Below are 17,619 nucleotides of genomic sequence, written 5' to 3' on the forward strand. Positions count from 1 at the left end.
GAGGTGTAAATCGTGCGCTATACCTGAGTCTAATATTAAGTTAGGGTAATTTTTGGCTTTTGCCCATTAACTTGGTCTTGTTTTTTTGAAAACTCTTTCAGAAAACAATACATTTGTTTTCATAAAAATTAGACCATGAATATACCTGCAGAATTAAAGTATACAAAGGATCACGAGTGGATCAAATTAGATGGCGATGTAGCTACCGTTGGCATTACGGATTTTGCTCAGAGTGAATTAGGCGATATTGTATATGTGGAAGTAGAGACCGTAGATGAAACCTTGGATAGAGAAGAGGTTTTTGGAACGGTTGAAGCGGTAAAAACTGTATCCGATTTGTTTCAGCCTTTGAGTGGAGAGATCATAGAATTCAACGAAGCTCTGGAAGATGCTCCCGAAAAAGTGAATTCTGACCCTTACGGCGATGGTTGGATGGTGAAAATTAAAATTAGTGACGCCTCTGAAGTAGACGATCTTTTGTCTGCGGATGATTACAAATCACTTATTGGTGCTTAAAAACAACAAGTATACGATTGCGTTTTTAGGCTGGATGGTATTTGTTACCTTTTTTAGCCTAGTTTCTTTCTCTGATACTGAAGCTGACAATATAGATATACCCAACCTTGATAAGGTAGTTCATTTTTCTTTTTACTTTGGGGCCGCTTTTTTGGCAGTGCTATTTATCAAGGAAAGGACAAAAGGAGGTGTGGAGCTACGCAAGGCTGTGTTATATGCCGTAGTAGGGGCTATTATTTATGGTATAATTATTGAGGTATTACAGTATAGTTTTACAACAGATCGTCATGGCGATATCCTAGATGCATTGGCAAATAGTGTGGGTGCAATCTTTGGGTCATTGGCCGTTAAATCCCTTTTTTCCAAGGAAAGGTGGTTAAAATGGAAAAATTAGTTGCTTGTTAAAGGAATATTTAATTAAATTAGCAAACATTAAAACACAAAATTATGGAACCGAAAAAGAATCCGAAAGCAGATATAGGCCGCAATAGCGGACTCTATTTTGTTATTGGTCTGGCACTTACAATGGCATTGGTATATGGTGCGCTAGAGTGGAAAACGTACGATAAGACAAATGACTACGATATTTCAATGAATGTAGATGATGAATTGGACGAAGAAGTTCCTATGACGGAGCAGATTAAGACGCCACCGCCACCACCGCCACCAGCGGCTCCTGAAATTATTGAAGTTGTTGAAGATGAAGAAGAGGTTGAGGAAACTGTAATTGAATCTACTGAGACAAGTCAGGAAGAAGAGATTATTGAAGTTGAAGATGTAATTGTTGAAGAAGAGGTAGAAGATGTAGATGTGCCTTTTGCAGTTATTGAAGATGTACCTATTTTTCCGGGTTGTGAAAGTGAGTCTGATAAAAGGGCTTGTTTCCAGAAGATGATGCAAAAGCACATCGGGAAAAACTTTAGATACCCAGAAATTGCCCAGGAAATGGGGGTTCAAGGTAGGGTTAGTGTAATGTTTACCATTCAAAAAGATGGTAGTATTGGTAACGTTAGAATGCGTGGACCGGACAAAAACCTAGAAAAAGAAGCTGCTCGTATCATTAGTAAGCTTCCTAAAATGACACCAGGTAAGCAACGTGGTAGAGCTGTAAGGGTTCCATTCAGTATTCCTATTACATTTAAATTGCAATAAGCATCGCTTACAAAATATATTCAAGGCCTGTCTACAACGTAGACAGGCTTTTTTTTGTTGATTAACCTTATAATCGCTCTTTAATTTTTGATGGCTTTGTACGGTATAATATAAAGATGTCCAATTGGTTGCAGAAATAGAGGTTGAAAGCTATCTTTGCGGTTCGAAAAAAGATGAATGAAGACAGCGGTGAATACGGCAACAACTCCTTCTCTGGCGTTGGCAATGGCGGATTTTAAGGAGATTACCAAAGCCAGACTGGCAATTAGTGTGGTTTTTTCTTCTTTGGCCGGTTATTTACTGGGAGCCGATCAGATTAACTTTGTTTCACTTTTGTTATTGGCGTTTGGCGGCTATTGTATGGTTGGAGCATCCAATGCTTACAATCAGATTATTGAAAAAGATTTGGATGCGTTAATGAAACGTACCCAGAACAGGCCTATTCCTTCTGGTAGGATGTCTGTTGGCAAAGCACTGTTTATTGCTATTTTACTTACCGTTCTAGGGGTAGTTTCCCTTTATGTGCTGAACCCTAAGACCGCAATGTTCGGGGCTATTTCCATTTTTCTCTATACAAGTTGTTATACACCATTAAAAACCAAGACTCCTTTGGCGGTTTTTGTGGGGGCTTTTCCTGGGGCAATTCCTTTTATGCTGGGTTGGGTAGCTGCTACTAATGAATTTGGTATTGAGCCGGGTACATTATTTATGATTCAGTTTTTCTGGCAATTTCCTCATTTTTGGGCTTTAGGTTGGATGTTGGATGATGATTATAAAAGAGGAGGTTTTAAAATGTTACCTACTGGAAAAAAGGACAAAGGCACAGCATTACAGATTATAATGTATACCATTTGGATGTTGGTTATTTCCATCGTTCCCGTATTTGGTTTTACAGGTAGGTTAGAACTTTCCATTCCTGCAGCGATTATTATATTTTTAATGGGAATGGTCATGTTGGTCTTCGCTTTTCTTTTGTACGAAAAACGGGATAACGTTACCGCACGAAAATTAATGTTGGCCAGTGTTAGTTATATTACATTAATGCAGGTGGTTTACGTAGTAGATAAGTTTATTTAAATATAATCATGGATTTAACAAGAGGAACGGGGAAAGAAAAGAACGATAGGGCTAAAAAAATGATGCTCTGGTTTGGTATTGTAAGCCTTATCATGGGTTTTGCCGGGTGGACCAGTGCTTATATTGTAAGTAGCTCTCGTGAAGATTGGATCAGTGACCTTCATTTGCCAAGTTCGTTCTTTGTGAGTACGGCATTGATCATAGCTAGTAGTCTAACGTATATTATGGCCAAAAAAGCCATAAAAAGTGGTAGCGCTACTGTAGGGACACGTTGGTTGTTGGCTACATTGGGTTTGGGTATTGCCTTCGTTGCGTTTCAGTTCAACGGATTTTCCCAAATGATAGCCACAGGATACTATTTCACGGGTCCAACAAGTAACATTAAATTATCGTATGTTTTCTTGATTGCTATGGTGCATATTGTGCACGTAGCGGCAGGTCTTATATCCTTATTAGTGGTCTTATACAATCAGGTAAAGGGTAAATACTCCCCTCAAGAGCATTTAGGAGTAGATTTAGGAGCAACTTTTTGGCATTTTTTAGACCTGTTATGGGTTTATTTACTGGCATTTATGTACTTCGTAGGGTAATAAAATTAAATAAAGTTGGTTTTTCATGTGTATAGCGCTTTCACGATACATAAGAAAACTATAAATTTGTGCAAAATCTAACCATACTACAAAATATATGGATACAACGGTAACAACTGGTACGGCAGAAGAAAACGTGTGGGGTGGCGGAAATAGTCCCCTAGGAGCATCATACGGAAAAATGATGATGTGGTTCTTTATCGTTTCTGATGCTTTAACTTTCTCAGGTTTTTTAGCTGCTTACGGCTTTTCAAGATTTAAGTTTATAGAAACGTGGCCAATAGCGGATGAGGTCTTTACCCACGTTCCTTTCTTTCATGGTAATTACCCCATGATTTATGTGGCTTTCATGACGTTCATACTTATTATGTCTTCCGTAACTATGGTTTTGGCTGTGGATGCAGGACATAAAATGAAGAAAAACGCCGTAATCTGGTATATGTTCCTTACCATTATTGGTGGTGCTATATTCGTAGGTTCTCAGGCTTGGGAATGGGGTACGTTTATAAAAGGTGATTATGGTGCGGTTGAGACTAAAGGTGGTCGTATTCTACAATTTGTAAATGCCGAAACGGGCGAGCGTGCTGCAATTCGTGATTTTGCAAAGACTATACCTACGGAGCGTACGGAACATGAGCGTAAGAACGGAGTGTGGTTTTTTGATGAAGGATATATGCCTAGTTATTCGTTTAACGAGGTAATGGAAGGCTTTAAGGCTAACCCGAACATCCTTATCCGAACTGAGGCTATAGTACAGGAAGGCGAACACGAAGGGCATAAAACTTTACTCAATAGAGAGGAGTCTCTTAAGAAAATAAAGGACGGTCAATTAGTTGTTGAAGGCGCTAACTTAATTCGTAATGAATATGGTAGTCGTTTATTTGCAGATTTCTTCTTCTTTATAACAGGTTTTCACGGTTTTCACGTTTTCTCAGGTGTGATAATCAATGTAATCATATTCTTTAATGTGATTTTAGGAACCTATGAGCGAAGAGGACATTATGAAATGGTTGAAAAAGTTGGTCTGTACTGGCACTTTGTAGATTTGGTATGGGTATTTGTATTTACCTTTTTCTACTTGGTATAATTTATTCTTCCTGAAAAAACGATATATAACGCATTTGAGATTTATATAATATGGCACAACACGCACACAAACTAGAAATTTTTAGAGGACTGTTGAAGTTTAAGTCCAACACCCAGAAAATTTGGGGAGTACTTATATTTCTTTCTCTTATTACAGCGGTTGAAGTAGTATTGGGTATTGTAAAACCAAGATCATTAACACATTCCTACTTTATTGGGATGAAGTTATTGAACTGGATATTCATAATCCTTACTTTGGTAAAGGCGTACTATATTGCTTGGGATTTTATGCACTTACGTGATGAAAAGAGTTCTTTGAGAAGAGCAATTGTATGGACGCCTATTTTTCTAGTAGCTTATCTATTGTTCATTCTTCTTTTTGAAGCGGACTATGTTTATAACGTATATAAAGATGGTTTCATACAGTGGAATTTCTAAAATAATATCTTAATAAATTAACAGCATACTAAGACGGTTTCACAACCGTCTTTTTTATTTTTGTGGTTTACTAAATTTGGTGTTCGGCACTCTTTTGTTATGCAGGTAAAAAAGTATTCGGTCTTAGTGGTATTGTTTATTTTGCCTATAGTGGCATATCTCTTTTTTGCTTCAGGGGTAACTAACTTTGGGAAGCTATCGGTTTTGACAGAAGGGGTGGATGACGTAACGCACATGGATCCCAATGTTAGTCTTAAAGACAATATTACCGTGGTAGGTTTCTTGGGGAAAAATCCCGATAAAAAAAATGGTAACGCTTTCAATCTTAATCAAAAAATATACAAGCGTTTTTATCAGTTTAAAGACTTTCAGTTTGTCATGGTAATGCCAAAGGGAACCGAGGCACAGGCCGATGAGTTAAAGAAGGAGTTGGGGCATTTAGTAGATATGAAAAAATGGAACTTTGTTTTTGGCAATGACCAGCAAGTAACCGATTTTTTCAATTCGCTGAATACGGATATAGAGCTTGAAAGTGATTTAAGCACGCCCTATGCCTTTATTATAGACAAAGATTTGAGTCTTAGGGGCCGAACGGAAGATGATAAGGAAGGTACGCTATACGGTTTTGATGCTTCATCGGTTTCCGAACTTAATAATAAGATGGAAGATGATGTAAAGATTATATTGGCGGAATATCGTATGGCCCTAAAAAAGAATAGCGCCGATAGGCAAAAGTAGTAACGGTTTAGATTTAAATGCTGCAATGAAAAAGTATACGTACGTTTGGGTGTCTTTGGTAATACTGGTTTTTGGAATCATCTTCGTACCAAAAATTGTAAATCGTATTTCTAGTGGAACCATTGTAGAGAACGACCGTTTGAATGTAGAAAATGCAAAGAGTACTTTGTCCTACATCACCTTAAATGGAGAAAAGAAAAGGGTGCCTTCTTTTAATCTTATCAATCAAGATAGCTTGGCCATATCCAATTCGGATTATAAGGGTAAAGTGTTTGTTGTGGAGTTTTTCTTTACGAGCTGCCCTTCTATTTGTCCTATTATGACCCAAAATCTGGTTGAAATACAAAACCAATTCAAGGGTAATGACCAATTTGGAATAGCTTCATTTTCTATAACTCCGGATTTTGATACTCCTACGGTATTAAAAGCATATGCCGAAAAGAATGGAATTACAGATTTGGACTGGCATTTAATGACCGGCGATAAAGAACAGATTTACGATTTGGCCAATAACGGTTTCAATATATTTGCTTCTGAAATGCCGGATGCACCAGGTGGTTTTGAACATTCCGGTCTGTTTGCCTTAGTGGATAAGGAAGGATATTTAAGGTCAAGAAAAGACGATTTTGGAAACCCTATTATTTACTATCGTGGCGCCATTACTGAGAAACAAAGTGAAAATGACCACGGTGAAAAGGAGCAGATTTCAATCTTAAAAGAAGATATCAAACGTTTATTAGCAGAATAGATGGAGGAGACGCTAGCCAAGGAAAAAAAGTTCAATAAGTTAATTACGGTAGTTTCTATAATTGTACCGGTAGTGGTGGCTATATTATTTGGGGTTAAAATACCAAATGTAGAAAGACTTGGTTTCTTGCCTCCAATTTATGCTTCAATAAACGGACTTACGGCCGTGCTGTTGATTGTGGCTGTTTGGGCCATAAAAAACGGTAAAAAGAAACTACACCAGAACATAATGACCAGTTGTATTGGATTGTCTCTGTTATTTCTGGTAATGTATATTGCGTATCATATGACTTCAGAATCTACATCCTACGGTGGTGAAGGAGGTATGCGCTATGTCTATTTCTTTATTCTGATTTCGCATATTGTTCTTTCAATCGCTATCATACCTATGGTCTTAAAAACCTATGCTTTTGCTTATTTGGAAAAGTTTGAAAGCCACAGAAAATGGGCAAAGGTTACGTTTCCAATATGGTTGTATGTTGCGGTTACGGGTGTTGTGGTGTACATTATGATTTCACCTTACTATATAAGTTAGAAGAAAATAGGAAGAAGATAATTGTTTAATACATGAGAATGAAAAAGAGCCTGTTTGCCTTACTTTTTTTAGCTAGTTTAATGATTCCTCAAGATATGGAGGCGCAATGTGCTATGTGTCGTGCCGCTTTGGAAAGTAGTGGTAACGTTGATGCAGCGGAAGGTATAAACAACGGCATTGTATACCTTATGGCTTTGCCCTATATTCTTGTAGGAGGACTCTTTTATTTCGTATACAAAAAGATGAAAAATAGGTCCCCAGAAGAAGTTTAACATTTCTTTTGGTAATTTAGTGTAACAAAAAGTGCCCTTCATAGTCTTGTAGTTGTGCGATATCCCCCATCGTGCTCATCAATCAATCAAAATCAACTACATGTTCGACATCGAAAGGTGGCAGGAAATTTTTGATACGATTCGCAAAAATAAATTGCGAACCTTCCTTACCGGTTTATCCGTGGCCTCGGGTATATTTATTCTCGTTATTTTATTAGGTTTTGGCGAAGGCTTTCGCAATGGTATTGCCCATGAGTTTGAACAAGATGCGGCAACCAGTGTTTGGGTGTGGCCGGGTACTACTACAAAAAAGTATAAGGGGCTCAACCCCGGCCGAAATATTCAGTTAACCAATGCCAACTACGAGTTTTCGGCAAAGTTGCTCGAAGATGATATTCAATTTAAATCACCTAGAATTTTTGTTCGGAATGTATCGGTTACCTACGGTAATGAAGCATTGGTGTACCAGGTACAGGGAGTTTCGTCCCAATTTCAATTAATAGAGAATGCAAATATGTCCGGGGGTAGATTTCTAAATCCCCAGGATGAAAAGGATAGGGCTAAAGTAGCGATAATAGGAAAGAAAATAGCAGATGATGTTTTTTCTAAAGTTGATAACCCGGTTGGGGAATTTATTAAGATTTCAGGACTGCCTTTTAAGATTGTTGGCATATTCAATGAAACCGAGGACAGGGAAGAGGAGCGCATTTACATACCCATGACCACGGCCCAAAGCACTTTTAACGGTGGGGATAGATTAAATAACCTAGCATATACTTTACCGCCAGCAGATAATTTTGAAGAAGTAGTTTCCCGATCCATAAAGTTCAAAAACAGTCTTCAGTCGTATTTGCAACAAGCTCATACTGTTGCTCCGGATGACACCAATGCTATATTCGTATGGAGTGCTATGGAAGAAGCCAAAAGGTACTATAGTCTAACGGATAATATTGCTTTGTTTTTCTGGTTCGTTGGCATATGTACCATAATAGCTGGTGTGGTTGGGGTGAGTAATATTATGCTGATCGTGGTAAGGGAAAGAACGAAAGAAATTGGTATACGAAAGGCACTTGGAGCCAAGCCATGGTCTATAGTTGGGATGATTTTACACGAATCTATTTTCATTACGGCCATTTCTGGCTTTGCTGGACTCATTTTTAGTATGGGACTCTTGGAGTTTGTTGGCCCTCATATAGAGGTGGACTACGTTTTAAACCCCTCCGTAAATTTTACGGTAGCTATTTCAACTGTTTTTGTACTAGTATTGGCGGGGGCAGTGGCAGGGTTCTTTCCTGCTTGGAGGGCGGCCAATATTCATACCATTGATGCATTACGAGATGAATAAAAAAATATCTGAACCAATTTTATTTCACAAATATGTTCAATAAAGACCGTTGGAAAGAAATTTTAGAAGTACTTACCGGTAACTGGTTCCGAACCGTATTAACGGCCTTTGGAGTATTCTGGGGTATTTTCATCTTAATCCTGTTGCTTTCGGCAGGAAAAGGGCTGGAGAACGGCATTATGCAAGACTTTGGAGACATTGCTACCAATACCATGTTCATGTGGTCTAGAAGTACTACTAAGCCCTATAAGGGTCTTCCAAAAAATAGAAGCTTTCTTTTTAAAGTTGAAGACGTTCAGGCGATAAGGGATAAGGTGCCCAACTTAAGATTTATATCTCCAAGAAACCAACTTGGCGGGTTTAATGGAGCCAACAATGTAGTCCGAGGGATTAAGACCGGAGCCTATAATGTGTACGGTGATTATCCTGAAATTAGCAAGCAAGACCCTATGACCATGACTTCCGGGCGGTTTTTGAACTATAATGATATAAAGGAAAAACGAAAGATTGCAATAATAGGAGAGGGAGTACGAGCAGGGCTTTACGATAAAGATGAAGAAGTACTGGGTTCGTTTATAAAGATTCAGGGAGTGAATTTTATGGTGGTCGGAACTTATAAAAAGAAGAGCAACGATGGCGATGGCGAGGAAGCGCAAAAGGAAATTTTCGTGCCCTTTACCACATTCTCCCAAGCCTTTAATAGGGGGAATGATGTGGGGTGGATGGCCATAACTGCAAACGATGGTACTTCTATCACTAGTCTAAAGGATAAGATTATGGGCGTGGTTAAAGAAAACCATAAAGTGCACCCGGATGATCAACGTGCCGTCGGGCATTTTGATTTATATGAACAATTTCAGCGCGTTCAGAGTTTATTTGGGGCGTTGCGTTTTATCGCCTATTTCGTAGGGATTCTAGTGTTGCTTTCTGGAATAATTGGGGTAAGTAACATTATGCTTATTGTGGTAAAGGAAAGAACCAAGGAAATAGGAATACGTAGGGCTTTAGGAGAAGACCCTTGGTCCATTAAATTACAGATTTTAATGGAATCTATCTTTTTGACCATTATATCGGGTATGGCAGGGATTACTTTAGGTGCATTGTTTATCTATGGGGTAAATGTGCTTTTAGATATGAACGGTCCGGTAGATATGTTCGCTAATCCCAGTGTAAGCTTAGGAGTAGTTGTAGTGGCTCTGTTCATTCTTATTTTTTCAGGTCTCTTAGCTGGTTTTATTCCGGCACAGAGTGCAATAAAAGTAAGGCCTATAGATGCACTCAGAACCGAGTAGACTGAGAATCAATTTTATAAAAACAACAAACGAATAACGTAACATCAATCAATCATAAAAATGAAAAAGTCAGTAACCAGAATCATCCTTTTGCTTATAGTCGTGGCCTTTGGCGGATCAATGTATTACCTATACCAAAAAAACGCTGAAGACCCTGTAGTGTATGAAACGGAACAGGCATCTAAAAAGACTATTGTAAAGAAAACGGTAGCCACGGGAAGCATACTTCCTTTGGAGGAAGTACTCATTAAGCCTAATATTTCTGGGGTAATAGAAGAGGTGTTTGTTGAAGGTGGTGATTATGTAAAGTCGGGAGATTTGCTTTGTAGGATTAAGGTGGTGCCCAATCTAAATGCGCTTAACGATGCGCGAAATACAATTGATGAGGCCAAGATTAATTTAGATGACCAGCTTAGAAACCTGGAGCGTCAAAAGGGGTTGTTCGCTAAAGGGGTGATATCAAAAGTAGACTTGGAACGTGCGGAAGTTACTTATGACCAAGCTAAACAAGGGTATGCTGCGGCCAACAAGCGTTATGATATTGTAAAAACAGGTACTACAAAAGGGTATGGAAATGCCGCGAATACTCAAATTAGGGCAACCGTTAGCGGAATGGTACTTGAGGTGCCCGTGGAAGTGGGTAATCAGGTAATAGAGAGTAACAATTTTAACGAAGGAACTACCATTGCCGCCATTGCAGATGTAGATAAAATGATTTTTGAAGGAAAGGTAGACGAAAGTGAAGTAGGTAAAATTAAAGAGAATTTGCCTCTTGAAATTACTGTTGGGGCTTTAGAGGGAAAGGTATTTGATGCAGTTCTGGATTATATAGCTCCTAAGGGAAAAGAAGAGAACGGTGCCATTCAGTTTGAAATTAAAGGAACTATGAAAAAGCAGGATTCCGTTTTTATCAGGGCGGGGCTAAGTGCCAATGCATCGGTAATACTAGGTAAGGCAGATAGTGTTTTGGCTATTAAGGAAGCTTTGGTGCAGTTTGATGATAAAACAAAGTCGCCTTATGTAGAAGTCTCAAGTGGGGATCAAAGCTTTGAACGCAAGGATATTGAGCTGGGTATCAGCGATGGTATTTTTGTTGAAGTAAAATCCGGACTTACAGAAACGGATAAAATCAAAGTCTGGAATGCCATTGAAAAGGAGGAAGAAAAAGGATAATTTTATTATTTAACACAAAATTTGGAGTCCATCTTGTAACAATTGGGCAACTTACAAGTCCTATTGTCATATTGTTCAAGAATTCCAAATACAATTAACAATACTACCATGATTGAAATTAAAGATCTGCATAAATCCTACAAAATGGGTAGCAATTCGTTGCATGTTTTAAAAGGGTTGAATTTTAGTATTGAAGAAGGAGAACTTGTGGCTATTATGGGCTCGTCCGGATCGGGAAAATCAACTTTATTGAACATTTTGGGAATGTTAGATGAGGCAGATTCCGGATCATATACGTTAGACGGAGTTCCTATTAAGAATTTGAACGAGACCAAAGCGGCTAAATATAGAAATAAGTTCTTAGGTTTTATATTTCAGTCGTTTAACCTTATAAACTATAAAAGTGCTATGGAAAATGTGGCACTTCCATTATACTATCAAAAAGTGCCTAGAAAGGAAAGGGAGGAAAAAGCCCTTAAATACTTGGCTCAGGTGGGGCTTAAAGAATGGGCAACCCATTTGCCAAATGAACTTTCCGGGGGGCAAAAGCAACGTGTGGCAATAGCAAGAGCTATGGCGGCAGAACCAAAAGTGCTTTTGGCCGATGAGCCTACCGGTGCATTGGATAGTAAGACATCGTACGAAGTAATGGATCTTATTCAGAATATAAATGATGAGGGCAATACCATTCTTGTCGTTACGCATGAAGAAGACATTGCCCATATGTGTAAGCGTATTGTGCATTTAAAGGATGGAGTAATCGTGGAAGATAAAAAAGTAGAACAGGTTAGGGCTGCTCAATATGTTAAGTAGAGACAACTGGAAAGAAATTTTCGAGACTATTCAAAAAAACAAACTTCGTACATTTTTGTCGGGGTTTACCGTGGCTTTGGGTATTCTTATTTTTGTTGTGCTTTTCGGATTTGGCAACGGCCTCATCAATACTTTTGATGATTTTTTTGGTGATGATGCCACCAATGTGTTCTATATATTTCCTGGTAGGACAACTATGCCCTATAAAGGTTATAAATCCAATAGGGCCATTGAGTTCGATAATAGTGATTTGGCAGATATTGAGAAAAACTTCCCCTTGTTCCTTGATTATATTTCACCAAGATTAACACGCCAGGATACGGTTAGCTACAAAAACGAGTCCAATAGTTATAGAACACAAGCAGTAGGGCCTGCACACCAGTACAATGAAATGACCATTATGATGAAGGGGCGTTACTTAAACGACCTGGATATAAAAAACAAGACCAAATATGCTGTGATTGGTAGGTTGGTGGAGCAAGACCTTTTTGGGGCTAAAAATTCAATGGGTAAATATATAGATGTAGGTGGTAGCTCTTTTAAAGTTATTGGAGTTTTTCAAGATGATGGAGGAGATAATGAAGAGCGCGTGGTTTATATTCCGTATACCACCCGACAGTTGATTGAAAAGAACACGGATAAGATCAATCAGATTGTTGTAGGGTTTAAACCGGAGATTGGTTATGCAGGGGCTATGGCCTTTGAAAAGAGTTTGGATAAGTTTATCCGCTCAAAAAAATACATCAATCCTAAGGATCAAAACGGAATATTCATCAGGAACGTGGCCGATCAATTAAAACAGAATCAGCAATTTGCCAGGGTGTTACAGATCATTGTAGGTTTCGTAGCCTTTGGGACTATAATAGCAGGTATTATCGGGATCAGTAACATTATGGTCTTTGTGGTCAAGGAACGAACAAAGGAATTGGGTATACGCAAGGCACTAGGCGCTACGCCCAAAGCGGTAATTGGAACTATTTTATTGGAATCCGTATTTATAACTACGGTTTCCGGTTTTGTTGGGATGCTCGTTGGTGTGGCCATTTTAAGTTCAATGGGTGAAAAGCTAAAGGACTTTTTTATTACCAACCCATATATAGATACAAGTATAGCGGTTTCGGCTACTATAGTACTGATTATTTTTGGTGCCATTGCAGGGTATGTTCCCGCAAGGCGTGCCGCACGTATTAAACCCATTGTAGCCCTAAGAGACGAATAATATGAGCTTTATATTCGATAGAAATACATGGCAAGAGATTTTCGGTTCGATCAGTAAGAACAAGATTAGGACCGTCATTACGGTTGTTGGGGTTTTATGGGGCATCTTTATTTACATAGCGCTTTCCGGTGCGGCCAAGGGCATGGACAATGGTTTTGAGAGCATGTTCCAGACCATTGCCAGGAACAGTATGTTCGTATGGGGGCAAAGCACAAGCATGCCCAATGAGGGGTACAAGACCGGAAGGCAGATGCAATTAAAAATCGAAGATGCGGTAATGATAGAAAATCGTATACCGGAAGTAGAATATATTGCCCCACGAAACGTACGTGGATTTTTTGGGTCGCCCCCTGCCAACATTGGCCGTAAGAACAAAACGGGTAGTTATTCTTTGTTTGGGGATTATCCGGCTTTTACCAAAATAGCTCCCAAGAAAATTTATGATGGCGGTCGTTTTATTAATGATGAGGATATTGAGCAGTCCCGTAAAGTGGCGGTAATTGGTGAGCGTACACAAAAAGAGCTGTTTGATAAGGATGAGAATCCCATTGGTGGATATTTTAAAATTGACAATGTATATTTTCAAGTAATAGGAGTCCATAAATTTGAGCCTAGTGGTGGTTTTGGTGGTGATGGCGATATTTTTATTCCTTTTACCACCTTCAAAAAATTGTACAATACAGGCGAAAATGTAGGATGGTTTTCCATTGCGGCCTATGATGATGCAGATGTTATAAAAGTAGAGGAGAATATAAAGGACTTGTTAAAGAACCTGCATAACGTACATCCGGATGATGACCGTGCTTTTGGGTCGTTCAATTTGGGGGAACAGTTCAATAAAATCGTTGGTTTTGCCAACGGAATTACGTTTCTGTCCCTTATTGTTGGTATTGCTACAATTTTGGCAGGGGTTATAGGTATTGGTAACATTTTGCTTATTTCGGTAAAGGAAAGAACCAAGGAACTTGGCGTACGAAGGGCGCTTGGCGCCACACCTGCGGAAGTGCGTAACCAGATTATTTTAGAATCCGTTTTTCTTACCGTCATAGCGGGTATCATGGGTATTATTTTGGGTGCCATGACTTTGGCGGGTATCGCTAGTTTAACAAAAGATATTGATTTCCCTTATACAAACCCAACAGTGCCTATACCCTATGTGTTAGGGGCGTTGGCCATTATGGTGGTATTAGGAACCTTAATTGGGCTTATACCTGCCCAACGTGCCGTTAGTATTAAGCCTATTGACGCGCTACGTGAAGAATAATAAGCTATTTTGTAACAAATCGGAAGACAACAGAACCAATAGACAATAAACACATCTGAAAAAATGAACAAAATCGTAAAATATATCTTAATTGGTATTTTGATATTAGGTGCCCTATGGGCCGCAGCTTTTTTCGTGAAATCAAACAGTAAAGATGCTGTTACGTATGAGACGTCAAACCCTTTCATTTCTAATATAGAAAAGAAAACCGTGGCCACAGGAAAAGTAATTCCAGAGGATGAGGTAGAAATAAAACCTCAGATTTCGGGTATCATCCAAAAAATATACTTGGAGGAAGGTCAGAAGGTTAAATCGGGAGATTTAATAGCAACAATTAAGGTGGTGCCAAACGAACAGGCCCTAAACCAATCTAGAGGTAGGGTAAGGAATGCGGAACTGGCACTTAATAATATAAAAATTGAATACAACAGGAACAAGACCTTGTTCGATAAAGGTGTGATTTCTAGCCAGGATTTTAATACCCTTCAACTACAGAACGATCAAGCGGTACAGGAGCTTGAAAATGCAAAAGCCGACTATCAGATTATTCGTCAAGGGTCGGCCGGAGGTTCCAGCAGTGCCAATACGAACATACGCGCTACGGTAGACGGGACTATTTTGGAAATACCGGTAGAAGAAGGTGATCAGGTTATTGAGAGTAACAATTTTAATGATGGTACAACCATTGCTTCCATTGCCGATTTAAGCAAGATGATTTTTGAAGGAAAGGTTGATGAAGGCGAGGTTGCCAAATTGGAAGTAGGGACACCTTTAAAAATTAGTTTGGGTGCAATAGAAGGAACCGAGCTGGATGCAAAATTACGTTTTATTGCGCCAAAGGGAATAGAGGAAACAGGTGCGGTACAGTTTAAGATTGAAGGTGATGTTGAGGTAAAAGATGATATTTTTATACGAGCTGGATATAGTGCCAATGCATCATTGGTTCTTGAGAAAAAAGACGACGTACTGGTTATTCCCGAAGCGCTGTTGCAGTTTGATAAAAAGACCGATAAACCATACGTAGAGATTGAAACTGGCGATCAGCAGTTTGAAAGAAGGGATATTGAGATAGGAATTTCGGATGGGGTTAACGTTGAAATCGTATCAGGATTAACGGAATCGGACAAAGTGAAGATTTGGAACAAGACCGAGCCTATCAAAAAAGGAGAAGACGAAGAGGAAGAAGAAGCTAAAGAAGAGTAAAAATCATCAATCATAATCAAATAATCAAAACATGAATTTTAAACTAACAGCATTACTGCTCTTATTTTCTATTGGGACCGTTAGCGCCCAGCAGAAAAAATGGACGCTGCAGGAGTGTGTAGACTATGCGGTTGAACATAACCTTTCCGTAGAACAGTATGAGTTGGATCTGCAAAATGCACAAATAGATAAATCGGACGCGGTGGGAGCAATGTTACCTGCGGTGAATTCTAGTGCAAGCGTAACTGGTAGTACAGGTCTTTCGTTTGACCCAACCACCAATCAGCCGGTAACAACAACAATTTTATCTGCCAATGGAGGGTTGACATCGTCTTTGACACTTTTTGACGGTTTGCGAAATCTACACCGTTTAAATCGGGCTAAACTGAACGCATTATCCAATCAATACCGTTTGGATGATCTTAAGGACGATATTCGCTTGAGTGTAGCCAATGCCTACTTGCAGATACTCTCAAATAAGGAAACATTAAAGGTTTTTGAAGCCCAGTTTGCTGTGTCCGAACAGGATTTAAAAAGGTCTAAGGAATTGGTGGATGCCGGTGTTATTCCCAAGGGAGATTTATTGGAAATAGAGGCAACTGCCGCAAACCTTGAACAACAAATCGTAAATACGCAGAACCAAGTGTTGATTTCCCGTATCAATCTGGCGCAATTGCTTCAGATAACGGATTATGAAAATTTTGATGTCTTGGATGCCGATTTTGAGGTTCCTCCATCCGAGGTGCAGTCAAAATCACCAAAAGAAATTTTTGCAGAGGCCTTAACTTTTAGAAACGACATTAAATTTTCGCAATCCAATATAGATTTGGCCAAGAAAGATTTGGATATCGCAAAGGGCGCTATTTACCCGACCTTGGGGGCTTTCTTTAATTACAATACCAGATATTCAGATCAAGGCGGATTTGATAGTGCTACGGGAAGGCTGGTTCCTGCAGAGAGTTTTGTAAACCAATTATGGATTAATGACGGTATTTCTTATGGAGCTAGGTTGGATATTCCAATCTTTAATGGTTTTGCCGTAAAGAACAATATAAAGCGCTCTAAAATTAATGTTGAGAAGGCCAAATTGCAGTTGGAACAGGATAAATTGGATTTGGAGACTAGCATCAATCAAGCATATGTAGATGTCAAGAGTTTTTCAAAGGCCTATGATGCGGCCCAAAAAACGTTGGATGCAAGACGTCTTGCCTACGATTATTCAAAAGAACGTTATGATGTTGGCCTTATGAATGCTTTTGACTTTAGTCAGGCACAATCAAGGGTAGATAATGCAGAAGCTGAATTGATCCGTACCAAGTATGACTATATTTTTAGACTTAAGGTATTGGAGTTCTATTTTGGACTGCCTTTGGAGTTGAAATAAGATTCTAATTACCAAAAACTGAAGACCTGCTTAGTGTAATACTGGGCGGGTCTTTTTTTGTATGTAAATTAAACCTTCTCGTGTATCTTTGCAGCCGTATGGGCATAATATTAAACTTAGAAACGGCTACTACCAATTGTTCGGTAAGTATAGCTAAAGAGGGGCGTGTTTTAGTCATTAAAGAGCACGATACGCCTAATTATTCACATGCTGAACAGTTGCATGTTTTTATTCAAGAGGTGCTCAAGGAGGTAAATATGGATGCTTCTGAATTGGATGCCATTGCAGTCAGTAAAGGTCCGGGTTCATACACGGGTCTTCGTATTGGGGTTTCTGCGGCTAAAGGATTATGTTTTGCTTTGGATATACCTTTAATTTCAATTGCCACTCTAGAGAGTATGGCAGAGCAAGTATCTTCCAAGGAAATAGATTTTGTAATTCCCGTATTGGATGCGCGGCGTATGGAGGTGTACTCATCCGTTTTTGACAAGGATAAAAACGAGGTAAGACCCACCGAAGCCGAAATTATTGATGAAGATTCATTCGCTGAATTTATGAAAAAAGGTAAGGTTCTATTGGTGGGTAATGGCGCCGAAAAGTGTAAATCCGTGCTCTCAAACACTAATTTAAGTTTTGATACTTCCGTAGTACCTTCGGCAAATGAAATGGCCCGCTTGTCCTATAAAAAGTTCAAAGCAGGCCACTTTGAAGATGTAGCCTACTTTGAGCCTTATTATTTAAAAGATTTTATCCTTCAACAGAAAAAGAAATAATT

The 17,619-nt window shown here is 39.0% G+C and carries 20 protein-coding genes; all 20 read left to right on the forward strand.

The window, feature by feature from the left end:
* Window positions 1-135: 135 nt before the first annotated feature.
* The 20 genes from gcvH (at window position 136) to tsaB (ending at window position 17,617) form a co-directional block, all read left to right on the forward strand.
* Window positions 136-516 (forward strand): glycine cleavage system protein GcvH, encoded by a 381-nt coding sequence (gene gcvH, locus SJY45_RS16340; protein ID WP_215438507.1) that lies wholly within the window; start codon window positions 136-138, stop codon window positions 514-516.
* A complete protein-coding gene (locus SJY45_RS16345) occupies window positions 488-910 on the forward strand; it encodes a VanZ family protein (protein ID WP_400072117.1) in 423 nt (140 codons plus the stop codon). The genes gcvH and SJY45_RS16345 overlap by 29 nt, the downstream gene beginning before the upstream one ends.
* Before the next feature lie 53 nt (window positions 911-963).
* On the forward strand, window positions 964-1,668 hold the full coding sequence (locus SJY45_RS16350) for an energy transducer TonB (protein WP_215438505.1): 705 nt from the start codon (window positions 964-966) through the stop codon (window positions 1,666-1,668).
* Window positions 1,669-1,845: 177 nt separating this feature from the next.
* A complete protein-coding gene (cyoE, locus tag SJY45_RS16355) occupies window positions 1,846-2,745 on the forward strand; it encodes a heme o synthase (RefSeq protein ID WP_400072119.1) in 900 nt (299 codons plus the stop codon).
* Window positions 2,746-2,753: 8 nt separating this feature from the next.
* Complete coding sequence (locus SJY45_RS16360) at window positions 2,754-3,335, forward strand: cytochrome c oxidase subunit 3 (protein WP_289038815.1); 582 nt, start codon at window positions 2,754-2,756, stop codon at window positions 3,333-3,335.
* 97 nt (window positions 3,336-3,432) lie between these two features.
* Window positions 3,433-4,422, forward strand: a complete 990-nt coding sequence (locus tag SJY45_RS16365; RefSeq protein WP_400072121.1) for a cytochrome c oxidase subunit 3 — start codon at window positions 3,433-3,435, stop codon at window positions 4,420-4,422.
* 50 nt (window positions 4,423-4,472) lie between these two features.
* The gene (locus tag SJY45_RS16370; protein ID WP_215438501.1) at window positions 4,473-4,859 is read left to right on the forward strand and encodes a cytochrome C oxidase subunit IV family protein; all 387 of its coding nucleotides are present in this window, start codon (window positions 4,473-4,475) and stop codon (window positions 4,857-4,859) included.
* Window positions 4,860-4,958: 99 nt separating this feature from the next.
* Window positions 4,959-5,597 carry a hypothetical protein gene (locus SJY45_RS16375; protein ID WP_400072124.1) on the forward strand — a complete coding sequence of 213 codons (639 nt, stop codon included), beginning with the start codon at window positions 4,959-4,961 and terminating at the stop codon, window positions 5,595-5,597.
* A gap of 25 nt (window positions 5,598-5,622) precedes the next feature.
* A complete protein-coding gene (locus SJY45_RS16380; protein WP_400072125.1) occupies window positions 5,623-6,345 on the forward strand; it encodes an SCO family protein in 723 nt (240 codons plus the stop codon).
* On the forward strand, window positions 6,346-6,879 hold the full coding sequence (locus SJY45_RS16385; protein WP_215438498.1) for a DUF420 domain-containing protein: 534 nt from the start codon (window positions 6,346-6,348) through the stop codon (window positions 6,877-6,879). It abuts the gene before it with no gap.
* 38 nt (window positions 6,880-6,917) lie between these two features.
* Window positions 6,918-7,151 carry a hypothetical protein gene (locus SJY45_RS16390; RefSeq protein WP_215438497.1) on the forward strand — a complete coding sequence of 78 codons (234 nt, stop codon included), beginning with the start codon at window positions 6,918-6,920 and terminating at the stop codon, window positions 7,149-7,151.
* Window positions 7,152-7,251: 100 nt separating this feature from the next.
* A complete protein-coding gene (locus SJY45_RS16395; protein ID WP_303405185.1) occupies window positions 7,252-8,496 on the forward strand; it encodes an ABC transporter permease in 1,245 nt (414 codons plus the stop codon).
* A gap of 32 nt (window positions 8,497-8,528) precedes the next feature.
* On the forward strand, window positions 8,529-9,788 hold the full coding sequence (locus tag SJY45_RS16400) for an ABC transporter permease (RefSeq protein ID WP_400072128.1): 1,260 nt from the start codon (window positions 8,529-8,531) through the stop codon (window positions 9,786-9,788).
* Between the two features lie 60 nt (window positions 9,789-9,848).
* Window positions 9,849-10,961, forward strand: a complete 1,113-nt coding sequence (locus SJY45_RS16405) for an efflux RND transporter periplasmic adaptor subunit (protein ID WP_215438494.1) — start codon at window positions 9,849-9,851, stop codon at window positions 10,959-10,961.
* A 108-nt stretch (window positions 10,962-11,069) separates the two neighbouring features.
* Window positions 11,070-11,774 (forward strand): ABC transporter ATP-binding protein, encoded by a 705-nt coding sequence (locus tag SJY45_RS16410; protein WP_215438493.1) that lies wholly within the window; start codon window positions 11,070-11,072, stop codon window positions 11,772-11,774.
* Window positions 11,764-12,993 (forward strand): ABC transporter permease, encoded by a 1,230-nt coding sequence (locus SJY45_RS16415; RefSeq protein ID WP_400072131.1) that lies wholly within the window; start codon window positions 11,764-11,766, stop codon window positions 12,991-12,993. The genes SJY45_RS16410 and SJY45_RS16415 overlap by 11 nt, the downstream gene beginning before the upstream one ends.
* Before the next feature lies 1 nt (window position 12,994).
* Window positions 12,995-14,257 (forward strand): ABC transporter permease, encoded by a 1,263-nt coding sequence (locus SJY45_RS16420; protein WP_215438491.1) that lies wholly within the window; start codon window positions 12,995-12,997, stop codon window positions 14,255-14,257.
* 63 nt (window positions 14,258-14,320) lie between these two features.
* Entirely contained in the window at window positions 14,321-15,460 is a 1,140-nt protein-coding gene (locus SJY45_RS16425; protein ID WP_215438490.1) for an efflux RND transporter periplasmic adaptor subunit, read from the forward strand.
* A gap of 31 nt (window positions 15,461-15,491) precedes the next feature.
* Window positions 15,492-16,844 (forward strand): TolC family protein, encoded by a 1,353-nt coding sequence (locus SJY45_RS16430; RefSeq protein ID WP_400072133.1) that lies wholly within the window; start codon window positions 15,492-15,494, stop codon window positions 16,842-16,844.
* Window positions 16,845-16,942: 98 nt separating this feature from the next.
* Window positions 16,943-17,617 carry a tRNA (adenosine(37)-N6)-threonylcarbamoyltransferase complex dimerization subunit type 1 TsaB gene (gene tsaB / locus SJY45_RS16435; RefSeq protein WP_215438488.1) on the forward strand — a complete coding sequence of 225 codons (675 nt, stop codon included), beginning with the start codon at window positions 16,943-16,945 and terminating at the stop codon, window positions 17,615-17,617.
* Window positions 17,618-17,619 lie beyond the last annotated feature (2 nt).

The sequence above is a fragment of the Zobellia russellii genome (assembly GCF_044597075.1).
GTDB classification, from domain to species: Bacteria; Bacteroidota; Bacteroidia; order Flavobacteriales; family Flavobacteriaceae; genus Zobellia; species Zobellia russellii.